Annotated in this window: 24 protein-coding genes; 18 read left to right on the top strand and 6 right to left on the bottom strand. The window is 59.9% G+C overall.

The genetic code is table 11. The features are described from left to right. The first annotated feature begins 26 nt into the window (after positions 1–26). Entirely contained in the window at positions 27–485 is a 459-nt protein-coding gene (locus O9H32_RS13445) for a hypothetical protein (RefSeq protein ID WP_269866606.1), read from the top strand. A gap of 115 nt (positions 486–600) precedes the next feature. After that, positions 601–1,473, top strand: coding sequence for a nicotianamine synthase family protein (locus O9H32_RS13440; protein WP_269866605.1), 873 nt, complete (start codon positions 601–603; stop codon positions 1,471–1,473). A gap of 325 nt (positions 1,474–1,798) precedes the next feature. Here the strand turns inward: O9H32_RS13440 and O9H32_RS13435 are convergent, their stop codons facing one another. Continuing rightward, positions 1,799–2,563: a hypothetical protein gene (locus O9H32_RS13435; protein ID WP_269866604.1), complete on the bottom strand. Its 765-nt coding sequence runs from the start codon at positions 2,561–2,563 to the stop codon at positions 1,799–1,801. Positions 2,564–2,832: 269 nt separating this feature from the next. Here O9H32_RS13435 and O9H32_RS13430 point away from each other — a divergent pair, with 269 nt between their 5' ends. The 4 genes from O9H32_RS13430 to O9H32_RS13415 all read left to right on the top strand — a co-directional run bounded on the left by O9H32_RS13430 (position 2,833) and on the right by O9H32_RS13415 (position 5,409). Continuing rightward, a complete protein-coding gene (locus O9H32_RS13430; protein WP_269866603.1) occupies positions 2,833–3,258 on the top strand; it encodes a MarR family winged helix-turn-helix transcriptional regulator in 426 nt (141 codons plus the stop codon). Between the two features lie 109 nt (positions 3,259–3,367). After that, entirely contained in the window at positions 3,368–4,006 is a 639-nt protein-coding gene (locus O9H32_RS13425) for a nitroreductase family protein (protein WP_269866602.1), read from the top strand. A 51-nt stretch (positions 4,007–4,057) separates the two neighbouring features. Beyond that, positions 4,058–4,354, top strand: a complete 297-nt coding sequence (locus O9H32_RS13420) for a putative quinol monooxygenase (RefSeq protein ID WP_269866601.1) — start codon at positions 4,058–4,060, stop codon at positions 4,352–4,354. Positions 4,355–4,593: 239 nt separating this feature from the next. Continuing rightward, the gene (locus tag O9H32_RS13415) at positions 4,594–5,409 is read left to right on the top strand and encodes an alpha/beta hydrolase family protein (protein ID WP_269866600.1); all 816 of its coding nucleotides are present in this window, start codon (positions 4,594–4,596) and stop codon (positions 5,407–5,409) included. Between the two features lie 11 nt (positions 5,410–5,420). Here the strand turns inward: O9H32_RS13415 and O9H32_RS13410 are convergent, their stop codons facing one another. Then, on the bottom strand, positions 5,421–6,116 hold the full coding sequence (locus tag O9H32_RS13410) for a DUF6022 family protein (RefSeq protein ID WP_269866599.1): 696 nt from the start codon (positions 6,114–6,116) through the stop codon (positions 5,421–5,423). Positions 6,117–6,237: 121 nt separating this feature from the next. Between O9H32_RS13410 and O9H32_RS13405 the strand changes: the two genes are divergently transcribed. From O9H32_RS13405 to O9H32_RS13395, 3 genes are all read left to right on the top strand, one after another. Beyond that, a complete protein-coding gene (locus O9H32_RS13405) occupies positions 6,238–6,942 on the top strand; it encodes a TetR/AcrR family transcriptional regulator C-terminal domain-containing protein (protein WP_269866598.1) in 705 nt (234 codons plus the stop codon). A 147-nt stretch (positions 6,943–7,089) separates the two neighbouring features. Continuing rightward, positions 7,090–7,779 (top strand): copper homeostasis protein CutC, encoded by a 690-nt coding sequence (locus O9H32_RS13400; RefSeq protein WP_269866597.1) that lies wholly within the window; start codon positions 7,090–7,092, stop codon positions 7,777–7,779. A gap of 594 nt (positions 7,780–8,373) precedes the next feature. Then, a complete protein-coding gene (locus O9H32_RS13395) occupies positions 8,374–9,342 on the top strand; it encodes a ring-cleaving dioxygenase (RefSeq protein WP_269866596.1) in 969 nt (322 codons plus the stop codon). A gap of 203 nt (positions 9,343–9,545) precedes the next feature. Here the strand turns inward: O9H32_RS13395 and O9H32_RS13390 are convergent, their stop codons facing one another. The 3 genes from O9H32_RS13390 to O9H32_RS13380 all read right to left on the bottom strand — a co-directional run bounded on the left by O9H32_RS13390 (position 9,546) and on the right by O9H32_RS13380 (position 10,971). Further along, positions 9,546–9,947 carry an ester cyclase gene (locus O9H32_RS13390; protein WP_269866595.1) on the bottom strand — a complete coding sequence of 134 codons (402 nt, stop codon included), beginning with the start codon at positions 9,945–9,947 and terminating at the stop codon, positions 9,546–9,548. Positions 9,948–9,977: 30 nt separating this feature from the next. Further along, complete coding sequence (locus O9H32_RS13385) at positions 9,978–10,325, bottom strand: ester cyclase (protein WP_269866594.1); 348 nt, start codon at positions 10,323–10,325, stop codon at positions 9,978–9,980. Between the two features lie 82 nt (positions 10,326–10,407). Beyond that, positions 10,408–10,971 carry an NADPH-dependent FMN reductase gene (locus O9H32_RS13380; protein ID WP_269866593.1) on the bottom strand — a complete coding sequence of 188 codons (564 nt, stop codon included), beginning with the start codon at positions 10,969–10,971 and terminating at the stop codon, positions 10,408–10,410. Between the two features lie 221 nt (positions 10,972–11,192). On the opposite strand from O9H32_RS13380, the gene O9H32_RS13375 reads away from it, so the two are divergent. The 9 genes from O9H32_RS13375 to O9H32_RS13335 all read left to right on the top strand — a co-directional run bounded on the left by O9H32_RS13375 (position 11,193) and on the right by O9H32_RS13335 (position 24,991). Continuing rightward, positions 11,193–11,957, top strand: coding sequence for an ArsR/SmtB family transcription factor (locus O9H32_RS13375; RefSeq protein WP_269866592.1), 765 nt, complete (start codon positions 11,193–11,195; stop codon positions 11,955–11,957). A gap of 262 nt (positions 11,958–12,219) precedes the next feature. Then, positions 12,220–12,642, top strand: a complete 423-nt coding sequence (locus O9H32_RS13370) for a DUF4306 domain-containing protein (RefSeq protein ID WP_269866591.1) — start codon at positions 12,220–12,222, stop codon at positions 12,640–12,642. A 301-nt stretch (positions 12,643–12,943) separates the two neighbouring features. After that, on the top strand, positions 12,944–13,885 hold the full coding sequence (locus O9H32_RS13365; RefSeq protein WP_269866590.1) for a carbohydrate ABC transporter permease: 942 nt from the start codon (positions 12,944–12,946) through the stop codon (positions 13,883–13,885). A gap of 21 nt (positions 13,886–13,906) precedes the next feature. Next, complete coding sequence (locus tag O9H32_RS13360; RefSeq protein ID WP_269866589.1) at positions 13,907–14,743, top strand: carbohydrate ABC transporter permease; 837 nt, start codon at positions 13,907–13,909, stop codon at positions 14,741–14,743. 139 nt (positions 14,744–14,882) lie between these two features. Further along, positions 14,883–16,247 carry an ABC transporter substrate-binding protein gene (locus tag O9H32_RS13355; RefSeq protein ID WP_269866588.1) on the top strand — a complete coding sequence of 455 codons (1,365 nt, stop codon included), beginning with the start codon at positions 14,883–14,885 and terminating at the stop codon, positions 16,245–16,247. Positions 16,248–16,601: 354 nt separating this feature from the next. Beyond that, on the top strand, positions 16,602–18,425 hold the full coding sequence (locus tag O9H32_RS13350; RefSeq protein WP_269866587.1) for a sensor histidine kinase: 1,824 nt from the start codon (positions 16,602–16,604) through the stop codon (positions 18,423–18,425). Further along, positions 18,403–20,010 (top strand): response regulator transcription factor, encoded by a 1,608-nt coding sequence (locus tag O9H32_RS13345; protein WP_269866586.1) that lies wholly within the window; start codon positions 18,403–18,405, stop codon positions 20,008–20,010. Before O9H32_RS13350 ends, O9H32_RS13345 begins: the two co-directional genes overlap by 23 nt. Before the next feature lie 281 nt (positions 20,011–20,291). After that, positions 20,292–23,138 (top strand): polysaccharide lyase family 8 super-sandwich domain-containing protein, encoded by a 2,847-nt coding sequence (locus O9H32_RS13340; RefSeq protein ID WP_269866585.1) that lies wholly within the window; start codon positions 20,292–20,294, stop codon positions 23,136–23,138. A gap of 77 nt (positions 23,139–23,215) precedes the next feature. Further along, positions 23,216–24,991: a glycoside hydrolase family 35 protein gene (locus O9H32_RS13335; protein ID WP_269866584.1), complete on the top strand. Its 1,776-nt coding sequence runs from the start codon at positions 23,216–23,218 to the stop codon at positions 24,989–24,991. Positions 24,992–25,103: 112 nt separating this feature from the next. On the opposite strand, the gene O9H32_RS13330 is transcribed toward O9H32_RS13335, so the two are convergent. Beyond that, entirely contained in the window at positions 25,104–26,279 is a 1,176-nt protein-coding gene (locus O9H32_RS13330) for a VanZ family protein (protein ID WP_269866583.1), read from the bottom strand. Between the last annotated feature and the right edge of the window lie 147 nt (positions 26,280–26,426).

The raw sequence follows: 26,426 nt of genomic DNA, 5'->3' as shown, positions 1-26,426 counted from the left end.
CATCGGGCAGGGAAGGGGCTGCACTATTGTTTATCCGCAAACTCATGGCCGCCTATTTCACGGCATGGACGCTGATCTTCCTGTTTTCCTTTCCGTTCATGGGCGGGATGGGGGGCGGCCGGGACCTCGAGAATTACATGGGCTGGGTGGGCTTGGTCGCGGCGTACGCGGTGCCCGGAAGCTTCGTGTATGGCGTGGGCCTCTCGGCCCTCTTGGAGGGGGCCTTCCGGGCGTGGGGAAGGCGCGGTCCCGGAGCCTGGCTGCTGTCAGGGATGCTCCATGTGCTCACTGGGTTTCTCTTCGGCTTCGTGGTAGACTCCTCTTTGTTCAGCATTCTCGGAGGGACGGCGGCGGTCATATACTTCGGCTACGACCGGTGGATCGACTGGAGGGCGGCGCATACACCGCTGCGGATCCGGTGGCTCCTCGCTGCTGTCCCCGTGCTCTTGTTCGGGGCGGTCGCGCTTCTGCTGTATCTCCTGTAGCGGGATTATCAACCTTCACCCTTCATAGCTTCAGGAAGTCCGGGCGTCTAAAAAAGGGACAAGGCGAATATATTGGTATACGCCTATAGCCGCCATGGATCGGAGGTTGTCCGCCTTGGAACACGATACGCTGGAAGCTGGCTCCGTAGAGAGGCAGAGACGATATGCCGGGACCCCAAGAATCCCGGACTTGATTGAGCTGGTCAAACACACCTGGAGCAGGCTAATCGCCGCCTCGGCCCGCTCCCTGCCGGATCCCTGCATTCAAGGAGCGGTAGAGGAGCTGCGCCGCCGGGTGCGGGAAGTCTATTCGCCGGAGGAAGTGTACGGCGTGATGAACGACCCGGAGATTCTGCGGCTGCTTCCGGAGCTGCTGTCCAGGCTGTCGGATGCGGAAGGGGAGAGCGAGCGCTGCGAGGCCCGCTCCCTCGTCGGCCGTCCCGCGCTGAACCTCCTGGAGCTGCGGGAACTCGCCGTCTGGCCCATCTATGACACGCTGGTGGGGCGCGAGCTGGAGAAGTGGCGGTCGCTTGCCGGGCAGGAGCATAAGCGCCGGCCGATCGCCTTCGTCGGCAGCGGACCGCTTCCGATGAGTCCGGTGCTCTTGCACCTGAAGGAGGGGCTGCCCGTCACGTGCGTAGATATCGATCCCGCTGCCTGCGAGGTCTCCGGAGAGCTGATCGGCCGGCTCGGACTCGGCGCTGGCGTGCAGGTGGTGAACCACCCGGGGGCGGCGTTCGACTATGCCCCCTACGGCACCGTCTTCGTAGCGAGCCTCGTGACCGGCAAAAGCAGCGTGTTGGAGCAGATCAGGCGCACGCAGCCGCAGGCGCTGGTGGCGGTGCGGACAGCGGAGGGCATGCGCAGGCTCATGTACGAGTCGGTCGACGAGGAAGCATGGGAGGCAGCGGGGTGGAGGCTGCTGGACCGGACGCCGCCCGTAGAGAGGATCGTAATTAATTCCACGTTGTTCTACCGGCGGGCGTGAAATCCGTCCATACACGGAACAAGGACTGCCCGGGGGCAGTCCTTGTTCTTTTTGTACTGAATGGAGCCGAATGGAGCCGAATGGAGCCGAATGGAGCCGAATGGAGCCGAATGGAGCCGAATGGAGCCGAATGGAGCTGAATGGAGCTGAATGGAGCTGAATGGAGCCGAATGGAGCCGAATGGAGCTGAATGGAGCTGAATGGAGCCGAATGGAGCCGAATGGAGCTGAATGGAGTTGAATGGATGAGCTTAACCCGGCGCACTCTCCGGTAGTACGCTCCTTGAGTGTTCCTATCGGAGTGGGGGTGAGCTTGTCCGCCTGTGTCAGGTATCCCGCTTCTCGGTGAGGCGGGTCAGCAGCCGGGCGGACAGCTCCCCATACACCCCCGGCGGATTGGACTGTATGCAGAGCCTCAGGTGCTGGGCGGCCAGGGCCTCCTCGCCGGAAGACACATAATAGCGGCCGAGCAGATAATGGGAGAAGGAGGCTTCGAGCTTGCTGTTCACGAGTAGCATCGTCCAGCCGGGGATGAGCCGCCGGCTCCGCTTGCTGTCCTCGTACGTACGGACGGCATCCGCCGCCGCTGCCCCGCGGCCCAGGCCTTCTTCGATGTTCGCCAGAATCAGATGATTCGCGGGCAGGTCGATCAGCTTCATCGCTGCCACGAGCTCCTCGCGGGCTGCGGTCAGCTCTCCCCCGGCCATCAGCGCATTATAAGCCTTCAGCCCGAGCCGCATCCCTTCCCCATTAGGGTCCAGCTGGCCGTGGATCCCACCGAGCGTTTCGTCCGATTTCTCATAGTCCCCGGTGTTGGCGAATAAAGCCGCCTTGGAGAGCAGCAGGGTGTTCCTGGCCTTCGGTTTGCCGCTGTTCTTGCGTTCTCTGGCTTCCAACTCGGCGAAGGCCTCATCCACCCGGCCGGCGAGGAACAAGCGGTTGTACTTCAATGAATCCCACAAGGCCAAAGGGATGGCTGACAAGAAGATGAGGGGGAGGAACCAGAGAAGGTGGCGTTCATTCCCGCTCGATACGAACCCGACCGTCCCTGCAAAGATGAAGAGATAATACACGATTAACCATACGTTCAACGTTCGATGCCCACTTTCCTGAAGAGATACAGATAAGTGAAAATAATAAAGGGAGTGGAGGCAGGATGTCAACAGGAGAGAAACTATGATTCCAGGCAGACATGATGGCATCCGTTGCCCCGGGAATGATTTGCCATTGCCTTATCTTTCTGTAAGTCACTTGACAAAAGGAAGCGTGTATTTTATATTACTTGATAGATCAATCATTGATTGGTCAAACAATTACAGGCAATTTAATTTCCCGTTCTCTATCCGGGGGGAGGCACAGCATGCCGCAAGCGGAGGAAGCATCCATTTTTGACCGGCTCGTCGCCTTGAACAAACAAATCGCTACGAATTTTGAACGCTGCACGGGGGTCAGTCCCTCGAGGTTTCGCCTGCTGCAGATGCTCTACCATGCAGAGGAGATCAGCCAGACGGCGCTTCAGAAAGAAGTCGGCATCGATCATGCCGCAGTTACCCGGCACTTGAAGCAGCTCGAAGCGGACGGCGTGGTAACCCGCCGCACGAACCCGGCCGATAACCGGATTACCTTGGTACGTCTCACGGAGCAGGGCCGGGGGGAGATTATCGCTTATAAGGAGGAGAAGGCCCGGTTCGTCGCGCGGATGCTTCAGGACTTCAGCGAAGAAGAACGCCGGCTCCTCGCGGACATGCTGGACCGCATGCTGACCCGGACGGACGGGATCCAGTAACGGAATCAGAATCATGTAACAACAATGAAATCACGTAACAACAATGAAATCATGTAACCAAGCCAAATCCATTTCACAATCAAAACTTACAACTTAGGGAGTGTACAAAATGAACACCGCTGCAAAAACCAATGACTTCCAAGCTATCATCTCCGGACGCCGTTCCATCCGCAAATATGATCCGTCTGTCAAAATCAGCCGGGAAGAAATGACCGAGATTCTGGAGGAAGCGACGCTCGCTCCTTCTTCTACCAATATGCAGCCGTGGCGCTTTGTCGTCATTGAGAGCCCGGAAGGGAAAGCGGCCTTGGCCCCGCTTGCCAAGTTCAATCAGGTGCAGGTAGAAACTTCCGCCGCGGTGATCGCCGTGTTCGGCGACATGGAGAACTTCGAGAACGGGGAAGAAATCTACAGCAAGGCTGTCGAGCTCGGCTATATGCCTGCCGATGTCAAAGAAAAGAACATGACGGCGCTCACCGGGTACTTCTCCAGCGTATCGCCGCAGGTGATGAGGGAAACCGTCCTGATCGACGGCGGGCTGGTCTCCATGCAGCTGATGCTGGCTGCCAAAGCCCATGGCTACGATACCAACGCGATCGGCGGATATGAGAAGGATCTTATCGCCGAGACTTTCGGTCTGGACAAAGAGCGTTATGTCCCCGTGATGCTGATCTCGATCGGCCGTGCCGCAGGCGAAGGCTACCGGACCGTGCGTCTTCCGGTGGACCGGGTCGCCCAGTGGAAATAAGCTGAGCTACTGATTCAAATACGCACGAATCTAATCTTAGGAGGAACGATCATGATTATCATTCACGCCCACATGGAAGTACAGCCTGCCAAGGAAGAGGCATTCCTGCAGCAAATTCAATCCTTGCTTGCGGCATCGCAGGCGGAAGAAGGCAATCTTTCGTACGAGCTACTGAAGCACACCGGCCGGGAGCACGCCTACACGATGGTGGAAGTATGGCGTGACGGGGAAGCCGTCGCGCAGCATAACGGCTCGGCTCATTTTCAAAGCTTCATTGCCGAAGCCAAAGGCTTCCTCAGCGCACCGCTTGCGGTCAAGGCATTCCAGGGCAGCCCCCTGCAGGCATAGCACAAAGCAGCATCAACGGATGGAAGGCATGCTTGGATTCCACCCGGCGAAGCAAAGGACACCCCAGAGGTGTCCTTTTTTGATTTTTTGATAACAGAAAGTAGAACTCGCATTAGCTCGTTACGGTCATCCGGCAGGAAGATTAGATGATAACCAATCTTTCCATAGCGCCTGGCGGGCTCCTGTGTCAAGGTAATAAGGGCATGAGCTTGTAACGAATCTGGAGGTGTCCGTGGAGCATGAGAAAGATCGGATCGGCCGTCAGGCGGGCGGGGAACATCCCCGTCCTAGAGATATACCCGGAAGGCGTGGTCGGAGCCCCGCTCGTCGTTTATTTTCACGGCTACGGAGGGCGCAAAGAAGACGGTATCTCCCTCGGGGCGATGGTGGCCGAGGAGGGTCTATTCTTCCTGGCCTTCGATGCCAGAGGGCATGGGGAGAGGGCGGGGGCCGGCGAGGAGCCGGAGAGTCCGAAGAACGTCTATCCGGCCGAGACGGGGCTGGACGTGTGGGTGCATATGCTGGAGATCGTCGCAGCGGCCCCCGCAGACTTCGATCGTCTGCTGGAGGCGTATCGCGGCGATCCCCGCGTGCGGGCAGATAGGGCCGGCGTCATAGGCGACTCCATGGGCGGGTATGCCGCCTTCCTGCTCGCGGCGGCCGAAGAACGCGTGCGGGCAGCCGTGCCGGTCATCGGACTGCCGGCCTTCGTGAGGCGGTGGGAGGATCTGGCGCTCGAGACTTCCACGTACGACCGCTGGAGGGAGGCCATGCAGGCTGCGGCTCCTTATACGGAAGAAGTGACCGCCTTCCTTCGAAGCATAGATCCTGCCCCCCGGTTGGCGGGCTTCGCTCCCAAGCCGCTGCTCATCCTGGCAGGGGACCAAGATACCGACCAGCCCAAATCCTACACGCTGCCCGTATACCGCGAGCTGACCAGACGGTACGCGGATTGCCCGGAGAAGATGAAGCTGTCGGTGTATGACGGCGTGCCGCACGCCGTTACCCGTACGATGAGGGAGGAGGCATGCCGGTGGCTGGCACGCCATCTGTAATCCCCGGCGGGTTAGATAGGCCTGCCTTCGGGCGGGCAGGGGCGCTTGAACAAGCCGATCATCCGGCCATCCCGCTGCGTCACCGTAACGAGCTCCCAGCCGTGCCTGCCCCAGTGCGATAAGGCTTCGTCCATGGCCCAGCTCTGCAGCTGTCCGTCATCACCCGGCACGAGGGTATCCGCGAGAGCCACATCCGTCGCATATTCCCAGGTGAGGCCTGCTGCAGGGCGGCCTTCCGGTGCGGGGGTCCGCTGGGCGGGACGGTTCCACGGGACACGGGTGGAGGCAATGGCGAGGGACGCGAGAATATCTTCTCTGCGGGTTGCCTCGATCGCCAGGAGCTGAGGCGGGCGCGGCAGATGGAACTGGATGTGCGAATGATACAGCTGCAGCACCAGCGAGCCGACTGCCTCGCCGTCCTCCCGTTTGACGGTATACCAGATGCAACGCTCCCGCTCCTCGGGAGGCCCCCAATTCTCCACGGAGTCCGTGCGGTTGAACCCTCCTTTGACGGCATAGCCTTCTTGGCGCAGCCGGTCGGCAACCGGGGCCATCAGCTCCTGGGCCCACACCCCGTAGGCCCTCTCTCCGTATTCCTCGTACATCCGCGCATATTCCCCGTTCTTCTCTTGGACCAAAGTCTTCCACGAGGCAGACAGGACAGGCTCCGCCACACGAAGGATGTCCGTTACGAATCCTTTGCTCATGTTCCTTCCTCCTTCAATATGATATCATGGCATCATCACAATCTAACGTTGTTAGAAATTATTTTAACATTGTTAGAATATACGGTTGTGCTATAATTGTCAAGTGAAAAAGGAGGAGCCTATGGCAAGAAGACGTATACATACAGGAGAGTCCGATGGGCCGTCCGGTACGCTGCATCAGCCTCTTGGCAGGGAGCGGATCGTGACTGCCGTTCTGGAGATGCTGCAGGAGATGAGCCTCGAGCAGATCACCATGCGAGGGATTGCGGACAGCCTCGGCGTCAAAGCGGCTTCGCTCTATTACCATGTGAAGGACAAGGAAGAGCTGCTGCATCTGTTGGCGGAGCGGATCAGCCTGGAAGTGCCGTTCCCGGATCAGGGGCTGCCCTGGCAGGAGCAGCTCAAGCAGTGGGCGCTGAACTTCCGCCGCACGCTTCATCAGTACCGGAGCTCAGTCCCCATCATGGGGGCGACGATCGCGGCCAGTCCGAACCGTCTGTCGCATATCGAATATTTGTACCGCGTCCTGGCGGATGCGGGATTCGCGGACGCTCACATCCCGTGGCTGGCCGCGATGCTCAAGAATCATGTGCTGAGCTATGCGGAGGAAGAGATCCGGTTACAAGACCGTGCGGCACGGGAGCATACGGAAGATGCGGAAGAGATGAGCAGGCGCTACGCGCAGCAGTTTCAGTCGCTCCCTCCGGAGCAGTATCCGCATATGATCCGGCTGGCCGCCCGGACGACGGCAATGGACGGAGATCAAGAGTTTGGGTTTGCGCTGGAGGTGCTGCTCGAGGGGTTCCGGTCGAAGCTGACCGAATAAGGTGCTCTGCGGATGGACTCTTCCAAGCAGTTCCAGGTCCAAGCTTCCGGATGTAAGCTCCCATCCCCGCCGATTCGCGAGGCTCCGGCAGAGCAATATACCGGGAAAGCTGATCTGCAACATCAACGAAAGGCAGGTGCAGTAGCGATGCTGCTCGAAGTGATCGCTGAGACTAGGGAGGAAGCGGTGACCGCCGCCCGGTACGGGGCGGACCGGATTGAATTTATTGCCGATTACGGGCAGGGAGGGCTGACGCCGGACTTGGAGCATGTGCGGGAGACGGCAGCGGCCGTGGACATCCCGGTGCATGTCATGGTGCGGCCGCACAGCCGCTCGTTCCGTTACGAAGCGGACGAGCTGCAGGGCATGGTGCGGGATATCCGCAGTATCCGTACGTCGGGAGCCCGGGGCATTGTCATCGGGGCGTTGACGGAGTCGGGCATGGTGGACGAGGCCGCGCTGGAGAGGCTGCTGGATGCGGCGGGGGACTTGTCCGTCACCTTCCACCGGGCCTTCGACGAGATCGAAGACCAGCCGGCCGCGCTGGAGACGCTGCTGATCTATCCGGGCATCCGGCGGGTGCTGACTTCCGGCGGCAGGCCCAGCGCATTCGATGCGCAGGAGCGCATCCGTACGCTGGCGCAGAGATGCCGGGGGACAGGGGTCTCGATTCTCGCCGGCAGCGGGCTGCGGCTGGAGGGGCTGGAGGCTTTTCTCCGGGAGACAGGCGTGGAGGAGGTCCACTTTGGTTCTTGGGTCCGGTATGGCGCAGACCCGGCGCAGGAGATCGACCCGGAGCGGATGCGGGCGCTGAAGCGGGTTTTGGCCCGGTTCTGAGTGCAGCCGCACAAAGAAAAAAAGCACTGTCCCCGGACAAGTGCTTTTTTCTTTATTCGTTGTTGTCAGCGGAAGCCGCCGACTTCTCGAAGTTCTCCGCTTTGTCGTACATATCCTCGTCGGGCGCGTCGTAAGGCACCCGGTCTTCTTCATAGTACATACACGAATTCACCTCCTATGTTTAGTTATGATAAGGCCTGCGGGTTAAGCCGGTATGAACCCGGTGTAAAACCTTTGTAAATATTCTCCAATCCGAAAGCGGTATATACAGCCGTCTGCGGACGAGTGAACATTCTGTTCTGATAAGATATGCCCGGCAGCTTCGATCTATGACTCGGGGAACCAAAAACAGGCTGGTGCGGCCATCCAAAGGAGGAGGGGGGCATATCCCTGTGAGTTAAGTTTTTCGATGTAGATCTAAAGTTCGAATTAAGTAACTTCTAATAAATAAGTTATTTACATTTAAGAAGTTTAGAGATACACTGGGATGGTAAAGATACGAAGAGCCGGAAGGATGGGCGCGCCGTGTTCGTTGAATGGAGCGTGCGGCCGCTGAACCTTCTCCCATACTGCAACCAGGAAAGGACCCCTCTTATGAACATCAAAGGCATTCATCACTTGTCCGCCATGACCGGGAACGCACCGGGTAACTATTCGTTCTATACCGACGTTCTCGGGATGCGCCTCATCAAGAAAACCGTAAACCAGGACGATACATCGACCTATCATCTGTTCTATGGGGATGAGCGGGGCAACCCGGGCACGGAGCTCACCTTCTTCGACTTCCCCGGCATCCCCCGCGGTGTGCCTGGCATAAACAGCATCTCCGGGACCTCGCTGCGCGTACCTTCCGATGCCGCGCTGGCCTACTGGATGAAGCGCTTCGACGAGAGGGGCGTGAAGCACTCCGGCATCACCGGGCATGCGGGCCGCGAAGTGATCTTCTTCGAAGATCCGGAAGGCCAGCCGCTGTCTCTCGTCTCGGATGAGCGGAACAGCGGCGTAGCCGGCGGCAAGCCTTGGGACCGCAGCCCCGTACCGGCCGAATACGGCATCACGGGCCTCGGGCCCGTCAAGCTGACGGTCCGGCGTCCCGAGGGCACGCTGGCGGCGCTTCGTCTGCTCGGCTTTAAGGAGATAGCGCGGGTCCCAGCGCTTGCCGAAGGGCAGGAGGACCTCATCATCCTGCAGGCGGGAGATGGCGGATCCGGGGCGGAAGTACAGGTCGAGCCCCGCAGCGACCTCCCCGCAGCCAGACAGGGCTACGGCGGCGTGCACCACGTGGCTTTCCGTGTCGATGACAAGGAGGAGCTTATGGCATGGATCGATATTCTGAACCGGGCGGGGCTGCCGAATTCGGGCTTCGTCGAGCGGTATTACTTCCGCTCCCTGTATTTCCGCGAGCCCGGCGGCATCCTCTTCGAGCTGGCCACGGACGGACCGGGCTTCGATACCGACGAGCCGTTCGAGACGCTGGGCGAATCCCTAGCGCTGCCACCGTTCCTCGAGCCGCAGCGTGCTTCGATAGAGGCGAAGCTGAAGCCGCTTCATACGAAGCGCTAAGCCGGCGCGGGATAGGAACTTCTAGCTTGGCGCTTGCGGCCATGTCGGAGGCGGGACCCACAGAGGCGTGACGACAGCGCAGCGAACAACAAGCCAAAGGGATGCCCTTTGGCTTGTTTGTATGCCGGCAGAGCGACTTGGGAACAGCCGCTCCTTACCGAAGTCTATCCTGTACAGGCCGCTGCCGGAGCAGGGATGGAAACTTACTTTCCCCGGATTTGGTGCCACATCGTCACCATGTCGATCCATCCGCGATGTTCGGCGATCCTGCCGCCGATGACGCGATATTGACGGTACAGCGTGACATCGATGGCATGGCCCGTAGGCGCGGTGCCGAAGAACATCCCCTGATGCGTACCTTTGACCGTCATTCTTACGAGCACCTTCTCTCCTTGACCGATGATCTCTTCTATCGTGTAGCGTTTATCAGGGAAGGCGTTCCATATGTTCGCGGCAAATTGTTTCAGGCCTTCTTTGGATTGATAAGAAAGCTCTTGATAATCCTCAGTGAGAAACCGGTCTGTACTATCCAGCTCGCTCTCATTCCAAAATGCCTCGATGAACGCGGTTACCGTCTCTATATTGCTCTGTTCCACTGTCTTCATCTTTAACCCTCTCCTTGTTTGGCTGTTTGCTTACTGGGATTGAATCTGAGGCAGAAGTGTGGCGGTGTCGAACCAGCCGCGGTGCTCAGCGATCATTCCGTCTGCCAAGCGGAATTCACGGAACTGCGTCGCCTGCACGGTCTTTCCCGTCGGGGCCAAGCCGGCGAAGGGGCCAACATGCGTACCGCTCATGAAAATTCTTGCGATGACTTTCTCTCCCTGCGTCAGAAGCTCCGCCACCGTATAGTGCCTGTCAACGAAGGCCTCCGCGAGCTGCCCGGCAAAAAACTGGTCCGTCCGGTCAAGCAGGCTCTGATTGGAACGATCCCCGATAAAAGCGGCCACCACATCCGCATTCTTCTGTTCTATTGCATTCATGACTCCCCATCCCCTTCGATTGGTTGTTTAACGCCATAACACGTTACTATTAGGTAACCTATAAGCCAAAAAAAGAGGCATCTTATCCGGTCGGCAGAGCGCCGCGGCCTGGAGCCGTAAGCATCCTCACCAGCTCCGCGAACTGCCCGACCGCAGCTTGAATTCTGTCTCTCATCCCCTCATCCAGGGGAGCGCCTTCCGGGCTGAACGTGTTCGTTCCATAACCGATGGAGATCCACTCCGGGCAGTTCACGCCGTGCAGATTGCGTACGATGCTTTGCAGATGCGAAAGCGAGCTTACGCCAAGCGGCCCGCCCGCGGAGCTCAAGGAGAGCACCGCCTTGCCCGCCATCTGCCCCCCGTTGATATAATCCAAGGCATTCTTGAGCGTCCCGGATATGGAGCCGTGATATTCCGGCGTCGCAAGGATCAAGCCGTCCGCGGCTGCTATGGCCTCCGTTACACGCAGAACGTTCGGATGAACCTCCGGACTGTCAGGCGAGAATAACGGCAGCGGCAGCTCCAGCAAATCAACGAACGACACCGTTACCTGCGGATCGGTTTGCAAAAGGGCTTCGATATGCCGGAGAAGGCGCGTGCTTGCCGCCCCCGAGCGGTTACTGCCTGCGATTAATGTCAATTTCATGGATAACATCACCTTTCATTTGAACGATTGAACGATTGAACGATTGAATGACTGAATGAATGCCGCCGGCTGACAAACATCCCGGTTTGTGATAACATGTGACTATATAGTCACTGTTGATGATGCCTTTATCATAAGTTACCTTAAGGTAACATGTCAATAGGGGGCAGCCAACATAAATTTGCAGCTTGGATTCAGCTTGTCTGAAGGAGGGGTTCCGATTGGATAATGAAATCTTCAAGGCGCTCGCGGATCCCAGCCGCCGCACGCTCTTGGACCTGCTTCACGCATCCGACGGACGGACGCTGAACGACCTCTGCACCCCGCTCGACATGTCCCGGTTCGGCGTCATGAAGCACCTCAATATACTGGAGCACGCCGGGCTGATTACCACGCGAAAAGCAGGCCGGGAAAAGCTGCATTACTTGAACGCCGTGCCCCTGCGCCAAATGTACGACCGCTGGGTGAGCAAATACGCCGAACCTTGGGCGGCCCAATTACTATCCATTAGAAGCGAATTGGAGTGTGAAACGACGATGAGAACCAGCCCTAAGCATGTAAACCGGATTGCCATCAAAGCAAGGCCCGAACAAGTGTGGAAAGCACTCACGGACCCGGCCCAGACGTCGAAGTTCTGGTTCCACTGCGCCATCAGGTCCACGTGGGAAATCAATTCTCCCTTCGAGCTCTGGAACGGGGAGGAGAAGAAAGCGGAGGGAACCGTTCTCGCCATAGATCCGCCACGCAAGCTGGTGATGAGCTGGCGCTTCCTCTCAGTACCGAATACGGAAGGCGACGCCCCTTCGCGCATGACGTGGGAGCTCGAACCGCATGCCGAGCTTCACGGTGTGACCCTGGTAACGGTCGTGCACGAGGATTTTGAAGAGGCTCCGGGCACCGCCAAGGTCCTGGAGAACGGATTGCCGGTAGTGCTGTCCGGCATGAAGACATGGCTCGAAACAGGGAAGAGTCTTGCAGAGGAGTGATGCGGGTGGTCCTCTTCAGGGCCTGCTGCAGAGAGCGAAGCGGGGATGAGCGCGGCTGGGAAGCGCAGCGGCCCGGAGGCCAGGTGCATCCTGTGAAGTGACGATGCAACGGGGCAGGCCCAATGCAACTTCATAGATCCGTGCAACGGTGGAGGCCAGGTGCAACTGCCCAGATCCGTGCAACCGTGCAGGCCTCTTTGTCGTCTGGTATAGCAGGAAGCGGGCCGTCTCCGGCCCAATGGTGACGAAGGGAAGGGAATCCATGCGCGAGATATTCCATATGTTTCAGCTGGCCGCCGTAGGCGCTGCGCTCATGGTGAATATGATTCTGGCCCTATGGCAGGGGGGAGGCCTGGTCCGTGTGAAGGATTGGAAAGAGTATACGATCTTCACGCCGCCGGGCTCCGATTATCCTGTGCTGGCGGACCGCCTCTTGCATGCGGCTAAGCATTATCCGGTGACGATGGTACTGCTGCTGGGATGTGCCGCTTATTTGGTGCTGCTGCTGCGCTATATTACCCGGCCTGTGGACAAGAGGCAGCCGTCCGTTCCTGCCCCTTCGGCCGAGCAGGCGGAAGGCGACGCTTCTTCCATCGGGTGGATCCGAAGCGAACTGCCCCCCGGGACCGAATTCTCCGAAGGGCAGAGGCCGGAAGGGGAAGCCGGCCGCTCCGTCAAGGAATAATCGTACCGCGGGAAGAGGGCATCACCGCTTCCGCCCGGGGTCCTTCCGGAGGCGGGTGCTGTCGCGCCCGGGCTTACATAACTGCATACCAGGGGCTCGGTGTACGGGGATTCTCCCTTACGCCCCGCCGCCTGACTTGTGGAATCCGCGCGCCGCGCGGATTTTTTGTTGTGCCTGCGCAAGGCTTCGGGGGCCGCCCGTGTCAAAATAGTGCACAATCCGGTCAGAATCGGACGCGGCAGGTATGGCCACGGAGCCTTATAGTGAACCTAACGAATCCGATAGAAAGAGGTGGCAGGGCATGGCAATGAAACAAGCGGCTGCAGCGGGGCTCGCCCCCAAGGCCGAATCGAAATTCTGGAATAACCGGCGCAAGGAAACGCTGACCGGCTGGCTGTTCCTCGGGCCCGAGCTCATAGGCATTCTCGTCTTGTACGTATTCCCGGTGTTCTTCTCGCTCTACTTAAGCTTATGCGACTGGAACCTGGTCGGCGGACTCTCCGCCATGAAGTTCATTGGTCTGGGCAACTATGTGAACTTGTTCCAGGATCCGAAGATTACCGCCGCGCTCCGCAACAACCTGGTATATACCCTGCTTACGGTGCCGCTGGGCATGGTTCTCGCCCTGGGGCTCGCCGTTGTCATTCATTCCAAAGTATACCTGCAGAGCTATTTCAAAGTGGCCTTTTTCATCCCGTACATCTCATCGATCATTGCGGTCGGTGCGGTGTGGAGCGCTTTGTACCATCCTTCGCTTGGGCCCATCAATCAGTTCCTGACCGGCATCGGCATCGAGGAGCCCCCGATGTGGCTGGCCGATCCGAAGTATTCCCTGCTGTCCATCGCGATCATCGCGATCTGGGCGGGCATCGGTTACCAGATCGTCATCTACCTGGCCGGCCTCTCCGGCATTCCGGACGAGCTCTATGAAGCGGCCGAGATCGACGGCGCCTCGAAGCTTCAGCAGTTCCGCCGCATCACGCTGCCGCTGCTCGGCCCGACGAATTCGTTCCTGTTCATCACGCTGCTCATGGGCTCCTTCAAGGTGTTCGACCTGGTGGCGTTCCTGACCGGCGGCGGCCCGAACAACGCTTCGACGGTGATCGTGTACCGCATTTACGAAGAGGGCTTCCAGAATTTCCGCATGGGGTATGCCTCTGCGATCTCCTGGCTCCTGTTCGCCATCGTAGGATTCATTACGTTCATCTCCTGGCAGATCCAGAAGCGGAGCGTCCATTACTAACCACAAGGAGGCAACCCGGGTATGAAGCAACTGCGAATCCATCCTATAAAAGCTCTCGCTACGGTGCTGATGGGCGCCGTCTCGCTCATCTTCCTCGTCCCGCTGATCTGGATGACCTCGGCGGCGATGAAATACGAGAAGGACGTGCTCGTCTTTCCGATCCAGTGGATACCCGAAGCGTGGAATGCCATCGGCAATTTCAAGGCAGTCTGGATGGGATCGATCCCGTTCTATCTGTTCTATCTCAACTCCCTGAAGCTTGCACTGATCGTGACTTGTATCACGCTCATCTTCTCCTCGATGGCCGCCTTCGCTTTCACGAAGCTGCAGTTCAAGGGCAGGGATTTGGCCTTCGGCATCCTGCTGTCGTTCATGATCATCCCCGAGCAGGCGACCCTCGTGCCGCGCTTCCTGTTCATCAAGTGGCTCGGGCTGTATAATACTCATGCGTCGCTCATCATCACGATGATGTTCTCGATCTACTTTACCTTCCTCATGCGCCAGTTCATGATCGGCATTCACCCCGAATTCATCGAGGCGGCGAAGATCGACGGTGCAAGCTACTTCCGGATCTTCTGGGGCATCATGCTGCCGCTCTGCAAGCCGATTCTGGCAACGGTAGGCATTATCAAATTCATCTGGACCTGGAATGACTTCCAGCATCCGCTGATCTTCCTGCTCGACAGGGAGCTCTTCCCGATTACGCTCGGCATGCAGCTCTTCAAGGACGATTATGCCGATAACTTCGCGGTTCTGATGATGGCGTCCCTCTCGGCGATCATCCCGCTGCTGATCATCTTCATCATTCTGCAGAAGCAGGTGATCAAAGGGATCTCTCTGGGCGGCGTGAAAGGCTGACCGGATGCGCTTCTCGGCACAATAAGTCAAAATAATGCACGAATCGACGGGAATACTGCACAGCCGGGAGGCGGAAGTGCCCTTATAATCAGCTTGTAAGCGCTGCAAGGTAAAGATTCAGCACATTAGGGGGATGCATATGCATACACAGACAACGATCAACCGCTCCACGAAACTGCTCGCCGGTACGCTGGCCTGCGGCGTCCTGCTCGCCGGATGCGGAGGCGGAGCCAAAGAGGCCGCCCCTGCCGCAGAGGCCGGCTCTGGCGGAGCAGCCGGGAAGGTGACCGTCAAATATTATAACTGGGACAACGATGTCAGCGGCGCGGTCACGAAGAAGATGATCGACCAGTTCCAGGCCAAATATCCGAATATCCAAGTGGAGCCGGTATCGCTGGTGCCGGGCAACTCGGAAGAAACGATGAAGAAGCTCGACGTGCTGCTGTCCTCCGGCGAACAGGTCGATGTCGTGCTCCTGCCGAACCTGCGCAACCTGTACTCCCGAGCCGAACAGGGCGTGCTGGCGCCGCTCGATGAGCTCTACGCGAAGGAGAAGGTGAATCCCGAGGATGAATATTATGTCAACCCGCGCTACAAGGACCAATATTACGGGATCCAGAACAATACGACGCTGGACTTCGTGCTCCTGAACAAGGATGCGCTCGATGAAGCGGGGCTGCCGGTGCCGAAGCTCGGCTGGACGTGGGACGACTTCCGCGAATATGCGAAGAAGCTGAACAAGGGCGACGGCCCGTCGAAGCGCTACGGCGCATACTTCCACAGCTGGACGCTCTACATGAACCCTACCGCCCAGGTGTACATGCAGCATCCGTTCCTCACGGAAGAAGGGGGGACGAACTTCGGAGATGCTTCGTTCCGCGACTTCTTCAGCCTGAGAAGAGCGATGGAGAAGGAGGACAAGTCCGCCAAAACGTATGCCGACGTCATCGGGGCGAAGCTGAACTACCGCGCCGAATTCTTCAACGAGAAAGCGGCGATGATCCTCGCCGGCAACTGGATGATCAGCGAAGTCGGAGACACGGCCAAATTCCCGCATAAGTTCAAAACCGCCTTCGCTCCCGTGCCGCTGCCTTCGAAGGACGCGAAGACGGATGTATACATGGGCGGTCAGTTCCTCTCGCTCGGCGCCTCGTCGAAGCACAAGGAAGAAGCGTTCCTCTTCGCCCGCTTCCTCTCCACGAACATGTCCGAGGCGCGCACAGAGCTTCCGGGCTGGAAGAAAGGCGACATGAAACCGCTGGTGGACCGCCTGATCGGGACGAACAAAGAACTGTACGATACCGAGTCCCTGAACAGCACGCTGTTCAACGAGAAAGTCAAAGCGCTGCCGGCTTCGAAGATTGCTGTAGCGTACGAGAAGGATCTGGACAAAGTGCTGACGGACGGTTTCGCCAAGTTCATCCTGGACAACCAGCCGGCGGAAGAAACGCAGAAGTGGCTTGTCGACGAAGCGAACAAAGTCATCAAGGCGAACACGAAGTAAGAAGCGAGGGGGAAGCGCATCAGCTCCAGGCGGACGGTATGGCAGGCCCGATGGTCTGGAGCTCATGTGCTCAACGTACGATACCTTTAGCCAGCGGCATCCCCACGGCTGCGTTGCGCTTGCTGCCGTACAGCTGTACTGCATAAGCTTCAGCCAAAGGACACCTGCCGGTGTCCTTTGGTTTTAGCCGCCGGAGAGCTGCCGCGTGAGTGGGCAGACCGTTTGCCTGGGCTGGCGGGCAAGGAGGAGGGGACAAGTTTTTTACCTGCGGCGGGCTTTTCGGGCTATAATGGGGCTGTAGCGATTCGACAAGATTCGAGTCGCATGCGTGATGACGAAGGGAGAGGCTGAGGCATGCTGCGGGGCTCATTCTACAAACGGATACAAGTGTCTTTCCTCGCCTTCATCCTGGCGCCGATCCTGGCCGTGTCCGTGCTCTCCTTCCAGGTCACGAAGACCGCCATGATGGAGAAGATCCGGCTGACGAATCAGTCCGTGCTGGATCTGATGGCGAAGGATATCACGGAGCTGATCGACGATTTGTCTTATACGACCCATTATTTTGCCAGGGATCCGGTTGTCCGCGAGCAGCTGCGGCCGTTCCCCGATACGGTAGGCATCGACGATTATTCGGGCTACCGCCGATATATGCAGATTCAGGAAATCTTCGAGGGCATCGCCATGAAGTCGGTGAATAAGGATATCCGCATGTATCTGGCGAACGGGCACGGGTTCATTGTTCCCTATATGGACATTACGGGCAGCACCGGAAGCGGGACCGAGCAGATGCGGCGCGATTACGAGAGCGTACGCGGCCGGATCAGCCCCGGTGTCTCCGATGGCCTGCAGTGGCTGGGCTCTGTGGAAGACGGGGGCGCCTCCGGCAGTCCGGGCTACTATTATATGTGCAGGGTCATCCGCAGCGATACGCCGTCCGGACAGGAGCTCGGCACGCTGATGGTCGGCATCTCGCCGGCTTACTTCGAGCGGTTGTTCGAGCCGTTCAGCCAAGGGGCGTTCGCGCTCTTCGGCGCCGACGGTACAAGGGTAGCGGGCACATCCACGCTGCCGTATGCCGCAGAGCTGGCAGGAGGGGATGAGGTGCGCAACGAGACCATCCTTCCGAAGGGCGGATGGAAGCTCGTGTACGAGACGCCGAAGGAGAGCATCACCGGGCAGATCTCCCAGACCTTCTTCTGGAGTGCGCTGCTCATCTGCCTCTTCTCGGCCATCTTTCTGCTGCTCTCGGTCTTCCTGGCCAGACGGCTGCACCTGCCTGTGAAGCGGCTGCAGGCGCTGGCGAAGCAGTACGGCCAAGGGAACCGCAAAGTACGGTACCAGGCAGCAGGCATGGACGAGATCGGGGAGCTGGGGGGCGCGGTGAACGGGATGCTCGACGATATCGACAAGCTCATCGAGAGCATCGAGGAGGAGCAGAACCAGAAGCGGGTGCTCGAGCTGCAGGCGCTGTATGCGCAGATCCGGCCCCACTTTCTGCTCAATACGCTGAATTCGGTCCGCTGCTCGCTTGTGGTGGAGGGCGATAGCCGGCACGGAGGCCAGATCGAGTCGCTGATGAGCCTCCTGCGCGCTTATATGAAGGCGGGCGAACTCGCGACCTTGCGGAGCGAGACCACGCTGCTGCGCCACTACACCGAGATTATGGAGATGCGCAGCGACCGGAAGATCCGGCTGGACATAGCGGTGCCGGAAGAGCTTGAGGCGTATCCCATGCCGATGCTGGCGCTGCAGCCGCTCGTGGAGAACGCTGTGGTGCACGGCCTGGCCGACCTGGACTGGGAAGCGCGTATTGAAGTAGCGGCGGTACGCGAGGGGGAACGGGTGGAGATCCGCGTCCGCGACAACGGCACGGGGGTTACGCCGGAGCGGCTTCAGGAGCTTAACGGGCTGCTCGGTTCGGGGACGGGGGATCAGCCTGGCTCCTACGAGCGGGTAGGGCTCTACAATGTGCTGCGGCGCCTGCGACTGACCTTCGGCGAAGGAGTATCGATGCGGGTGGGGCTGCCGGCTGCCGGCGGTCTTGAAGTGATCATCCGGCTGCCGGGCGCGGCAGGCAGTCCGGCTGTGGAGAGGGCGGGGGACCGCGGAAGCTTCCCATCCGTCCGCGATAAGAGAAGGAGGAACGGGACCGGATATGCTCAAAGTACTGCTGATTGACGACGACGTGCCCATGCTCAAGTATGTGCGGCAGCTGGTGGACTGGGAAGGACTCGGACTGCAAGTGGTCGGCCAGACGTACTCCAGCGCCAAAGCGATCAGGCTGTTCGCGGAGCTGCTGCCGGATCTGGTGGTCACGGACATCGGCCTCCCGCAGATGAACGGGCTGGAGCTTGCGGCGGAATTCGCCCGGTTGAAGCCGGAAGTGCGTCTGATCTTCCTGACGTGCCATGAGGACTTCCAGTATGTGAAGAAAGCGCTGGTGCTCGATGCGGACGACTATCTCATCAAGGACGAGCTGACCAAAGAACAGCTGGAAGAAACCCTGCGGAGGTCAGCCGCCCGCATCCGGGAAACCGACGTCCGCCTCGAAGGGCTCGCGTACAAGGAAGACATCAGCCGCAACCGCGACCTCCTCAAAGAAACGCTGCTGGCCCAGCTGCTTCAGGGCAGCGAGCCGGAGGCGGTCCGCGCCTATGCCAGGCGGCTCGGGATCTCCTGGGAATACCCGTCCTACCTTATTGCTATCGGAAGGCTGCTGTACGCGCCCGTCCTCGGCAGGTACGGGGCAGCCGACTTGCCCGCCATCACCTACGGCCTGTATAACATGGCTTCGGAGATCGCCGCCGGATACGAAGGCATCAGCGTGTTCCGGCAGGAAGAGATGCTGCTCTTCGTCCTGAACTACCGTCCCACGCTGGCCTTTAACGAGCGGGAGTATATGCAGGTCTTCTGGAACGAGCTGCGGGGCTCCTGCGGACGCTATCTCCAGGTGGAGCTGTCCGGCGTCTGCGGGCCCGGGAGACTGCCGCTCGGCGGGATCGGGGAAGCCTTCAGGCAGATGCAGAAGGCAAAGTACGGACATTATTACAAGCGGCCCTCCTTCGAAACCTATCATGTGCCTGCTGCCGGATCGGGGTGGGCCGCCGCAGGGGAGCCGGTCCGTCCACCGGCTCCGGCGGAGGTGCTGGAGAAGGAGTGGCAGCAGCTCTCGGCTGCCGTCCGCGAAGGGGGGGGCGAAGAGATCGAAGCGTGCCTGCTGGGTCTCAAGGAGGCTGCGGCCCGGCAGCAGGTGGAGCCGCGGGATTTGGTGCGGACCTGCTCGCACAAGCTGCGCCTGCTCGAGCTGCAAATCCCGGGCGAGGTGCCGGAGGCGGACTATTACGAGGTGCTGGAGGCGACGCTCTATCTCGAGGATACTGCCGGGGTGCTGGGGGTCGGCGTCCGCAGGCTGCTCGGCTCGCGGCGCAGCCGCGAAGAGCTGCTGCACCGCGAGCCGAAGCTGCAGGCGATCGACGAGTTTATTCTCCGCCAGCTCTCCGAGAACATCTCCTCGGTGGACATGGCCGCGCATCTGTATATGAACCCGAGCTACTTCTCCCGCTACTTCAAGCGGCTGACGGGCGAGAATTTCACCGACTACGTCAACGGGCTCAAGATGAAGATCGCTTCGAAGCGGCTGGAGTCGGCAGACGACTCCGTCGAGCAGGTGGCGCTGGCTCTCGGGTATTCGGACCGGACGTATTTCTCCAAAGTGTTCAAGAAGTACGTGGGCGTGACACCGAGAGAGTTCCGCAAAGGGTAGGAGCCCTGCCCTTTCCTCCGGAGTGGACAGCCACAGGCGAGAGGACGTCTGCGGCCTGGCAGGGGAGCACCCCGGGCTGTGGTAGTCAGAAGCCGGTCAATATAGTGCACATCGGGGCCTTCCGCCGACAATGTGCACAAAAATGGGCACATGGAAGTCAGAATCCTTCACTTCCCAGCTGCGCCGCATCGTATACGATGAAGACCTACACATCCATAAGGCGGTGCTGATCCATGAGACAAAGTTGGAGCAAGGTATGGACAGGTTGGCTTGTATTATGTATGTTCTTCACTTCGTTGCCGCTTGGGGGCTCTTCGGCGGCAGCGGCGGACGAGTATGATGCGCTGCGCGGCAAATGGAAGGCGCTGCTGACCGGCGAGCCCGGCTATAATCAGGCGGATCCCGACATCGCAGCGCAGATCGGAACCGTGACGGAGCAGGCGCAGACGTATTGGAACACCTTGAACAAGACGGCGGGACGGACCGCCTTATGGAGCGACCTGTCGGACTGGAGCCAGTCCGCTGCCATCACTTCGTCTTACTCGCGCCTGAAGAGCATGGCGGCCGCTTATGCTACCGGCGGTTCTTCCCTGGAAGGGAACGCGGGTCTGGCTGCCGATATTGTAAGCGCTCTCGATTGGATGTACGCGAACGCTTACAACGAAACCAAGAGCGAGACGGGCAACTGGTGGGACTGGGAGATCGGGGCGCCTCTGCTCCTCGGCGACATGATGGTGCTCATGTACGACAGCCTCTCGGCGGCCCAGAAGACGAATTATTTCAAGGCGATCGATAAGTTCTGCCCGGATCCGACGAAGCGGACGAACACGCCGACCCTCACCGAAACCGGAGCGAACCGGCTCGATAAGGCGCTTATCGTGGCGCTTCGCGGCGTCGTCGGCCAATCCGCCGCGAAGCTCGCCCAGGGGCGGGATGCGATGAGCCAGACGTTCCTGTACGTGAAGGACGGCGACGGCTTCTACGTGGACGGCTCCTTCGTCCAGCACAGCGACATAGCCTACACCGGAAGCTATGGCCTCGTCATGCTCGGCGACCTGGCCAAGCTGCTCTATCTGCTCCAGGGTTCCACATGGAAGGTCACGGATCCGAACCTGGCGAACGTGTACCGGTGGGTCGGCGAAGCTTACCGCCCGATGATCTACCAGGGCGCGATGATGGATAGCGTGCGGGGAAGAGCCATCTCCCGGCAGGAATCCCAGGACCATACCGCCGGCCGCTCGGCGGTCGTCTCCATCGTCCGCCTGGCCGAGGGAGCGCCGGCGGACCGCGCGCAGGAATTCCGCTCTCTGGCGAAGGCCTGGATTCAGTCGGACAGGACATTCGCGAATTACTACGGCAACATGGCCATCTACGACATCGTGCGCATCAAGGCTCTGCTCGGGAACAGCTCGATCCTCCCCGCGGCCCCGCTGGTCTACAGCCATGTCTTCGCGGGCATGGACCGCTATGTGCACCATGGACCCGGCTTCGCCTTCGGCCTCTCGCTGTTCTCCACAAGAATCTCGGCGTTCGAGTACATCAACGGCGAGAACAGCAAGGGCTGGTATACCGGTGCGGGGATGACCTCGCTGTACAACGAGGATCAAGAGCAGTACAGCGGGAACTACTGGCCTACTGTCCATATGTTCCGTCTGCCGGGCACGACGACTGACGGCTATGCGCCGGCGGCTCCTGTGAACAGCAAGCATTACCTGGGGACGAAGTCATGGGCCGGCGGCAGCTCGCTGCTGGATGCCTACGGGGCGGCCGGTCTGGACTTCTCGATGTCCGCCGTGACGGGCTCGTCGCTTGCGGGCAAGAAGTCGTGGTTCTTCTTCGGCGACCGGATCGCGGCCCTCGGCGCAGGCATCACGGCAGCCGACGGCCGCAAGGTCGAGACGATCATCGACAACCGCAAGCTCGTCTCGTCAGGCAGCGCCCTGACGGTCAACGGCACGGCGAAGCCGGCTGCTGCCGGCTGGTCGGAGGCGATGACCGGCGTGCAGTGGGCCCATCTGGCAAGCCCGGCGGCTGGCAGCGGGATCGGGTATTTCTTCCCCGGTGGAGCAGCCGTGCAGGGACTGCGCGAGCAGCGCAGCGGCAGCTGGAGCCTCATCAACAGCGGGCAGAGCACGTCTGCCGTGACGAATACGTTCGCCAGTCTGGCGTTCAACCACGGCACCAACCCGTCGAACGCCTCCTATGCCTACGTTGTGCTGCCGAACCGGGACGCTGCGGCGACGTCTGCTTATGCTTCGAACCCGAGTGTTCAAGTGCTGTCGAACACGACATCCGTTCAAGCGGTGCGCGACACGGCGGCGAAGGCGGTCGGAGCGAACTTCTGGAGCGACGCCCCGGCCACGGTCAACATGGATGGCTCAGCCTGGATTACGTCGGATAAGAAGGCTTCCGTCACCACAGCCGAATCAGGCAAGGAGCTGAACATTGCGGTCTCCGATCCGACGCAGGCGAACACGGGCGAGATCCACATCGAGATCGGCCGCAGCGCCGCCGGCGTGATCTCGGCCGACCCGCTCGTGACGGTCACCCGACTCAGCCCGACCGTGCAGTTCACGGTGAAGCCCGGCGGCACCCTTGGCCGCTCGCTGCTCGTGAAGCTCAGCCTGCCGGCCGTCATCACGGCGGCAGCGGATGCTTATGTGCGCGACGGCTCCTATGCGGGCACGAATTACGGCGGGGACGGCTCGCTCGTCGTCAAGTCCGATGCGGCGGGATATCAGCGCCAGTCTTACCTGCGCTTCGACCTCGCCCCGGTCACGGGAGCGGTCACCCAGGCGAAGCTGCGTCTCGTGCCGGCGCTGACCGGCATGGCCGGCATGACCCATGAAGCCCATCTCGTGAGCGACTCGGCTTGGGGGGAGAGCACGCTGACTTGGAACAACCGGCCGTCCGCAGCGGCCCTGATCGGCTCCTGGAGTGTGCCGGCTGCCGGAGTCCCGGTGGAGATCGACGTCACCGCCCAAGTGAATGCCGCTCTATCCGCCGGCAAGAAGATCTCGCTGCGGCTGTCCGGCCAGGCGAATTACGGGGCGGACGGGTATGCCAATTATGCTTCGCGGGAATACGGTACGGCAGGCAGCCGTCCGCAGCTGCTGCTTATTCCATAGGATGGATGTGGCTCACAGGCCATTGTTATTCATAGAGCGACTCATTTTACTTATAGAGGATTGAGGAGAGAGAAACCATGGCTGTATTTCGGATAGAGAAAGACAAGTTCTTATTGGATGACAAGGAGATCCGGCTGCTGTCCGGGGCGATCCACTATTTCCGTATCGTCCCCGAGTACTGGGAGGACCGGCTCCTGAAGCTGAAAGCCTGCGGGTTCAATACGGCGGAGACCTATGTTCCCTGGAATCTGCATGAACCGCAGGAGGGCCGTTTCGTCTTCGACGGGCTGGCCGATCTGGAAGGCTTCGTCCGCCTGGCGGGGAGGCTCGGGCTCCACGTGATCGTCCGGCCAAGCCCTTACATCTGCGCCGAGTGGGAATTCGGCGGGCTCCCGGCCTGGCTGCTGGCGGAGCCGGATCTGCGGCTGCGCTGCTCCGATCCCGCTTATCTTGCCAAGGTCGACGCTTATTACGACGAGCTTATCCCGCGCCTCCTGCCGCTGCTGATCTCGAACGGCGGGCCGGTCCTGATGGTACAGGTGGAGAATGAGTACGGCAGCTATGGCAGCGACCGGGCCTATCTCGAGCATCTGCGGGACAGCCTGGTGCGGCGCGGCATCGATGTGCCGCTGTTCACTTCCGACGGACCGACGGATTCGATGCTGCAGGGCGGATCGGTTCCCGGGGTGTTCGCTACGGTGAACTTCGGATCCCGGACCGGGGAATCGTTCGACAAGCTGCGGGAATATCAGCCTGAAGGTCCGCTGATGTGCATGGAGTACTGGAACGGATGGTTCGACCACTGGATGGAAGAGCACCACATGCGGGATGCGGCGGATGCCGCGCGGGTGTTCGGCGAGATGCTGGAGGCGGGAGCCCATGTGAATTTTTATATGTTCCACGGCGGCACGAACTTCGGGTTCTACAACGGGGCGAACCATATTAAGATGTACGAGCCGACAATCACGAGCTATGACTATGACAGTCCGCTCAGCGAGTGGGGGGAGCCGACGGCCAAATATTATGCCGTCCGGGAGATGCTGGCGAAGCATGTGCCGCTCGGCGAGCTGGATCTCCCCGCCCCGATCCCCCGACGCAGCTATGGCACGGTCCGGGTCACGGGGAAGGCCGGGTTGTTCTCGCAACTGGGTAAGCTCTCGGTACCCGTACAGCGCCCCTGCCCGGAGACGATGGAGAAGCTCGGGCAAGCCTACGGCTTCGTATTGTATTCCGCCAGGGTGAGCGGCCCGCGCACCGGCCAGCAGCTGCATGTGCAGGAGGTGCGGGACCGGGCCCAGGTATTCCTCGACGGGACGCCGGCTGGGGTCGTGGAGCGCTGGAACCCGCAGCCGATTGCTGCCGAGATCCCGCCCGAAGGAGCCCGTCTCGACATCCTGGTCGAGAACATGGGACGGATCAACTACGGTCCGCTGCTCCATGACCGCAAGGGAATTACCGAGGGCGTGCGTCTCGATAACCAGTTCCAGTATGACTGGACGATGTATCCGCTGCCGCTCGACTCGCTCGAGGGCCTGGATTTCGTGCCGATGGGCGAAGGGGAAGCGGTGGGCGGCCCAGCGTTCTACCAAGCCTTCTTCGAGGCCGATGAGCCGGCTGATACGTTCCTGCGCCTGGATGGGTGGAACAAAGGCGTCGTCTTCGTTAACGGCTTCAACCTCGGCCGATACTGGGAGCGCGGTCCCCAGAAGACGCTGTATGTGCCGGGGCCGCTGCTGCGCCAAGGGACGAACGAGCTCGTGATCTTCGAACTCCACGGAGCCGCAGCAGGCGAGCTGCAGCTGACCGCAGAGCCGGATCTCGGCGTTCCCGTGACCGTCGTGCCCGAATTCTAATCTGACTAATCATGCTGCACCCAAAACGCCCTGCCTGACGGAGGTATGAGAACTCCGTCAGGCAGGGCGCTTTGGGTTAGGAACACAAGCGGAACTAGGCGAGCCCGGGGTACTATGCGGGCGGCGGGCCGTTCCCCGTTCCATCGATTGCAGGCGACCCGGCATCCGCCGGTGTCCCGTTCTCCTGCGGCATCGGCTTCTCCGTCCAGTAGATCCGGTGCGAAGTAGCGCTGAGCTTCTCGTAGAACAGGAGCGAGCCCGGGTTGAACAGGCGGGAGAGGAGATGCAGGAAGAATAACGCGTAAGCCAGGAAGAGCAGCCCCTGGATGCTTACGGACACAAGCGGAGGCAGCGTACTCAGCAGGCCCGAATCTTGCAAGAAGGAAGCTGCGCCGAAGAAAATCCAGTACAGCAGCCCATACCGGATGACCAGAGCCGGCAGCGTGATGCGTCCTCCGGTACCTCGAAGCTGTATCCGCACCAGCCACTTGCCGAAGGTGCGTCCCCTCCAGAGGTACGGGACCAGCATGAAGTAGAGGCCGCTGGAGATCCAGAAGGCATAAGGAGCCCTTAAGAAATCCAGCAGCGCCAAGAAGGCGGTCCAGATGACGAAGTCTACCGTGAAGGCTGCCGCCCGTCTCGTGTAGGAGACGCGCCCCGATGCCACATCGACGCCGGCATCGAGCCGTTCGATGCGCGGCAGCAGCCCCGAGAGCCATGCGGCGAGGAGGAAGCCGGCCATGCCCCCGAACGTGTTGGCGATGAGATCATCTACATCGAAGATCCGGTAGGGATGGGCATACAGGCCGTAGATGCCGGTGCCCTGCGTTACCTCGAAGAAGAGGGAGAGCAGCAGCGACAGAAGCAGGCACCGGCTCCAGGACGTGCGGAAGTAATAGCGCAGGAACATGCCGAACGGCACGGTCAGGGCCACGTTGAATATGACCTGCAGGAACGCGCGCTCCTTCACCAGATGCCAATAGCTCGAAGGCTGCGCCGGATTCACGGACGTTTCCTTCAGAATGTCATGCAGAAAATAGAGCGGGATCGGCTGCAGGTCTCCACCGGGCAGCGCCGCATTATCCCGGGTCGCCGGAAGAGGCAGCAGCACGAGGAAGAAAGCATTCATGAGGTAGAGCAGCATGAGATACAGGAGGAAGGACCGGATCTTGTTGATATAACCGTATCGCCGGTACTGGACGATAAGAAACGGCAGCGTAAAGAAGAAGGCTGCGACCGGAAACAGTAAAAAAGCATACGCAATCGGAAAAAGATAAGCTTGTACCATAAGCCACCTGCCAAAGGGATCATTGATTGAATCCGTCGATTGAATCCACTGATGAAATACGCCAATACATTCGCCGCTCGGGATTCGTTTTATTTTAACCGGATTTTCGGTTGGGGTAAACAAAAGCTGCTGCACCCGGGGATCCCG

Origin of the sequence: Paenibacillus caseinilyticus (assembly GCF_027533645.1) — a bacterium.
GTDB lineage: Bacteria > Bacillota > Bacilli > Paenibacillales > NBRC-103111 > Paenibacillus_G > Paenibacillus_G caseinilyticus.
Note: the sequence above shows the minus strand (reverse complement) of the source record. Positions and strands in the feature narration are given on the sequence as shown.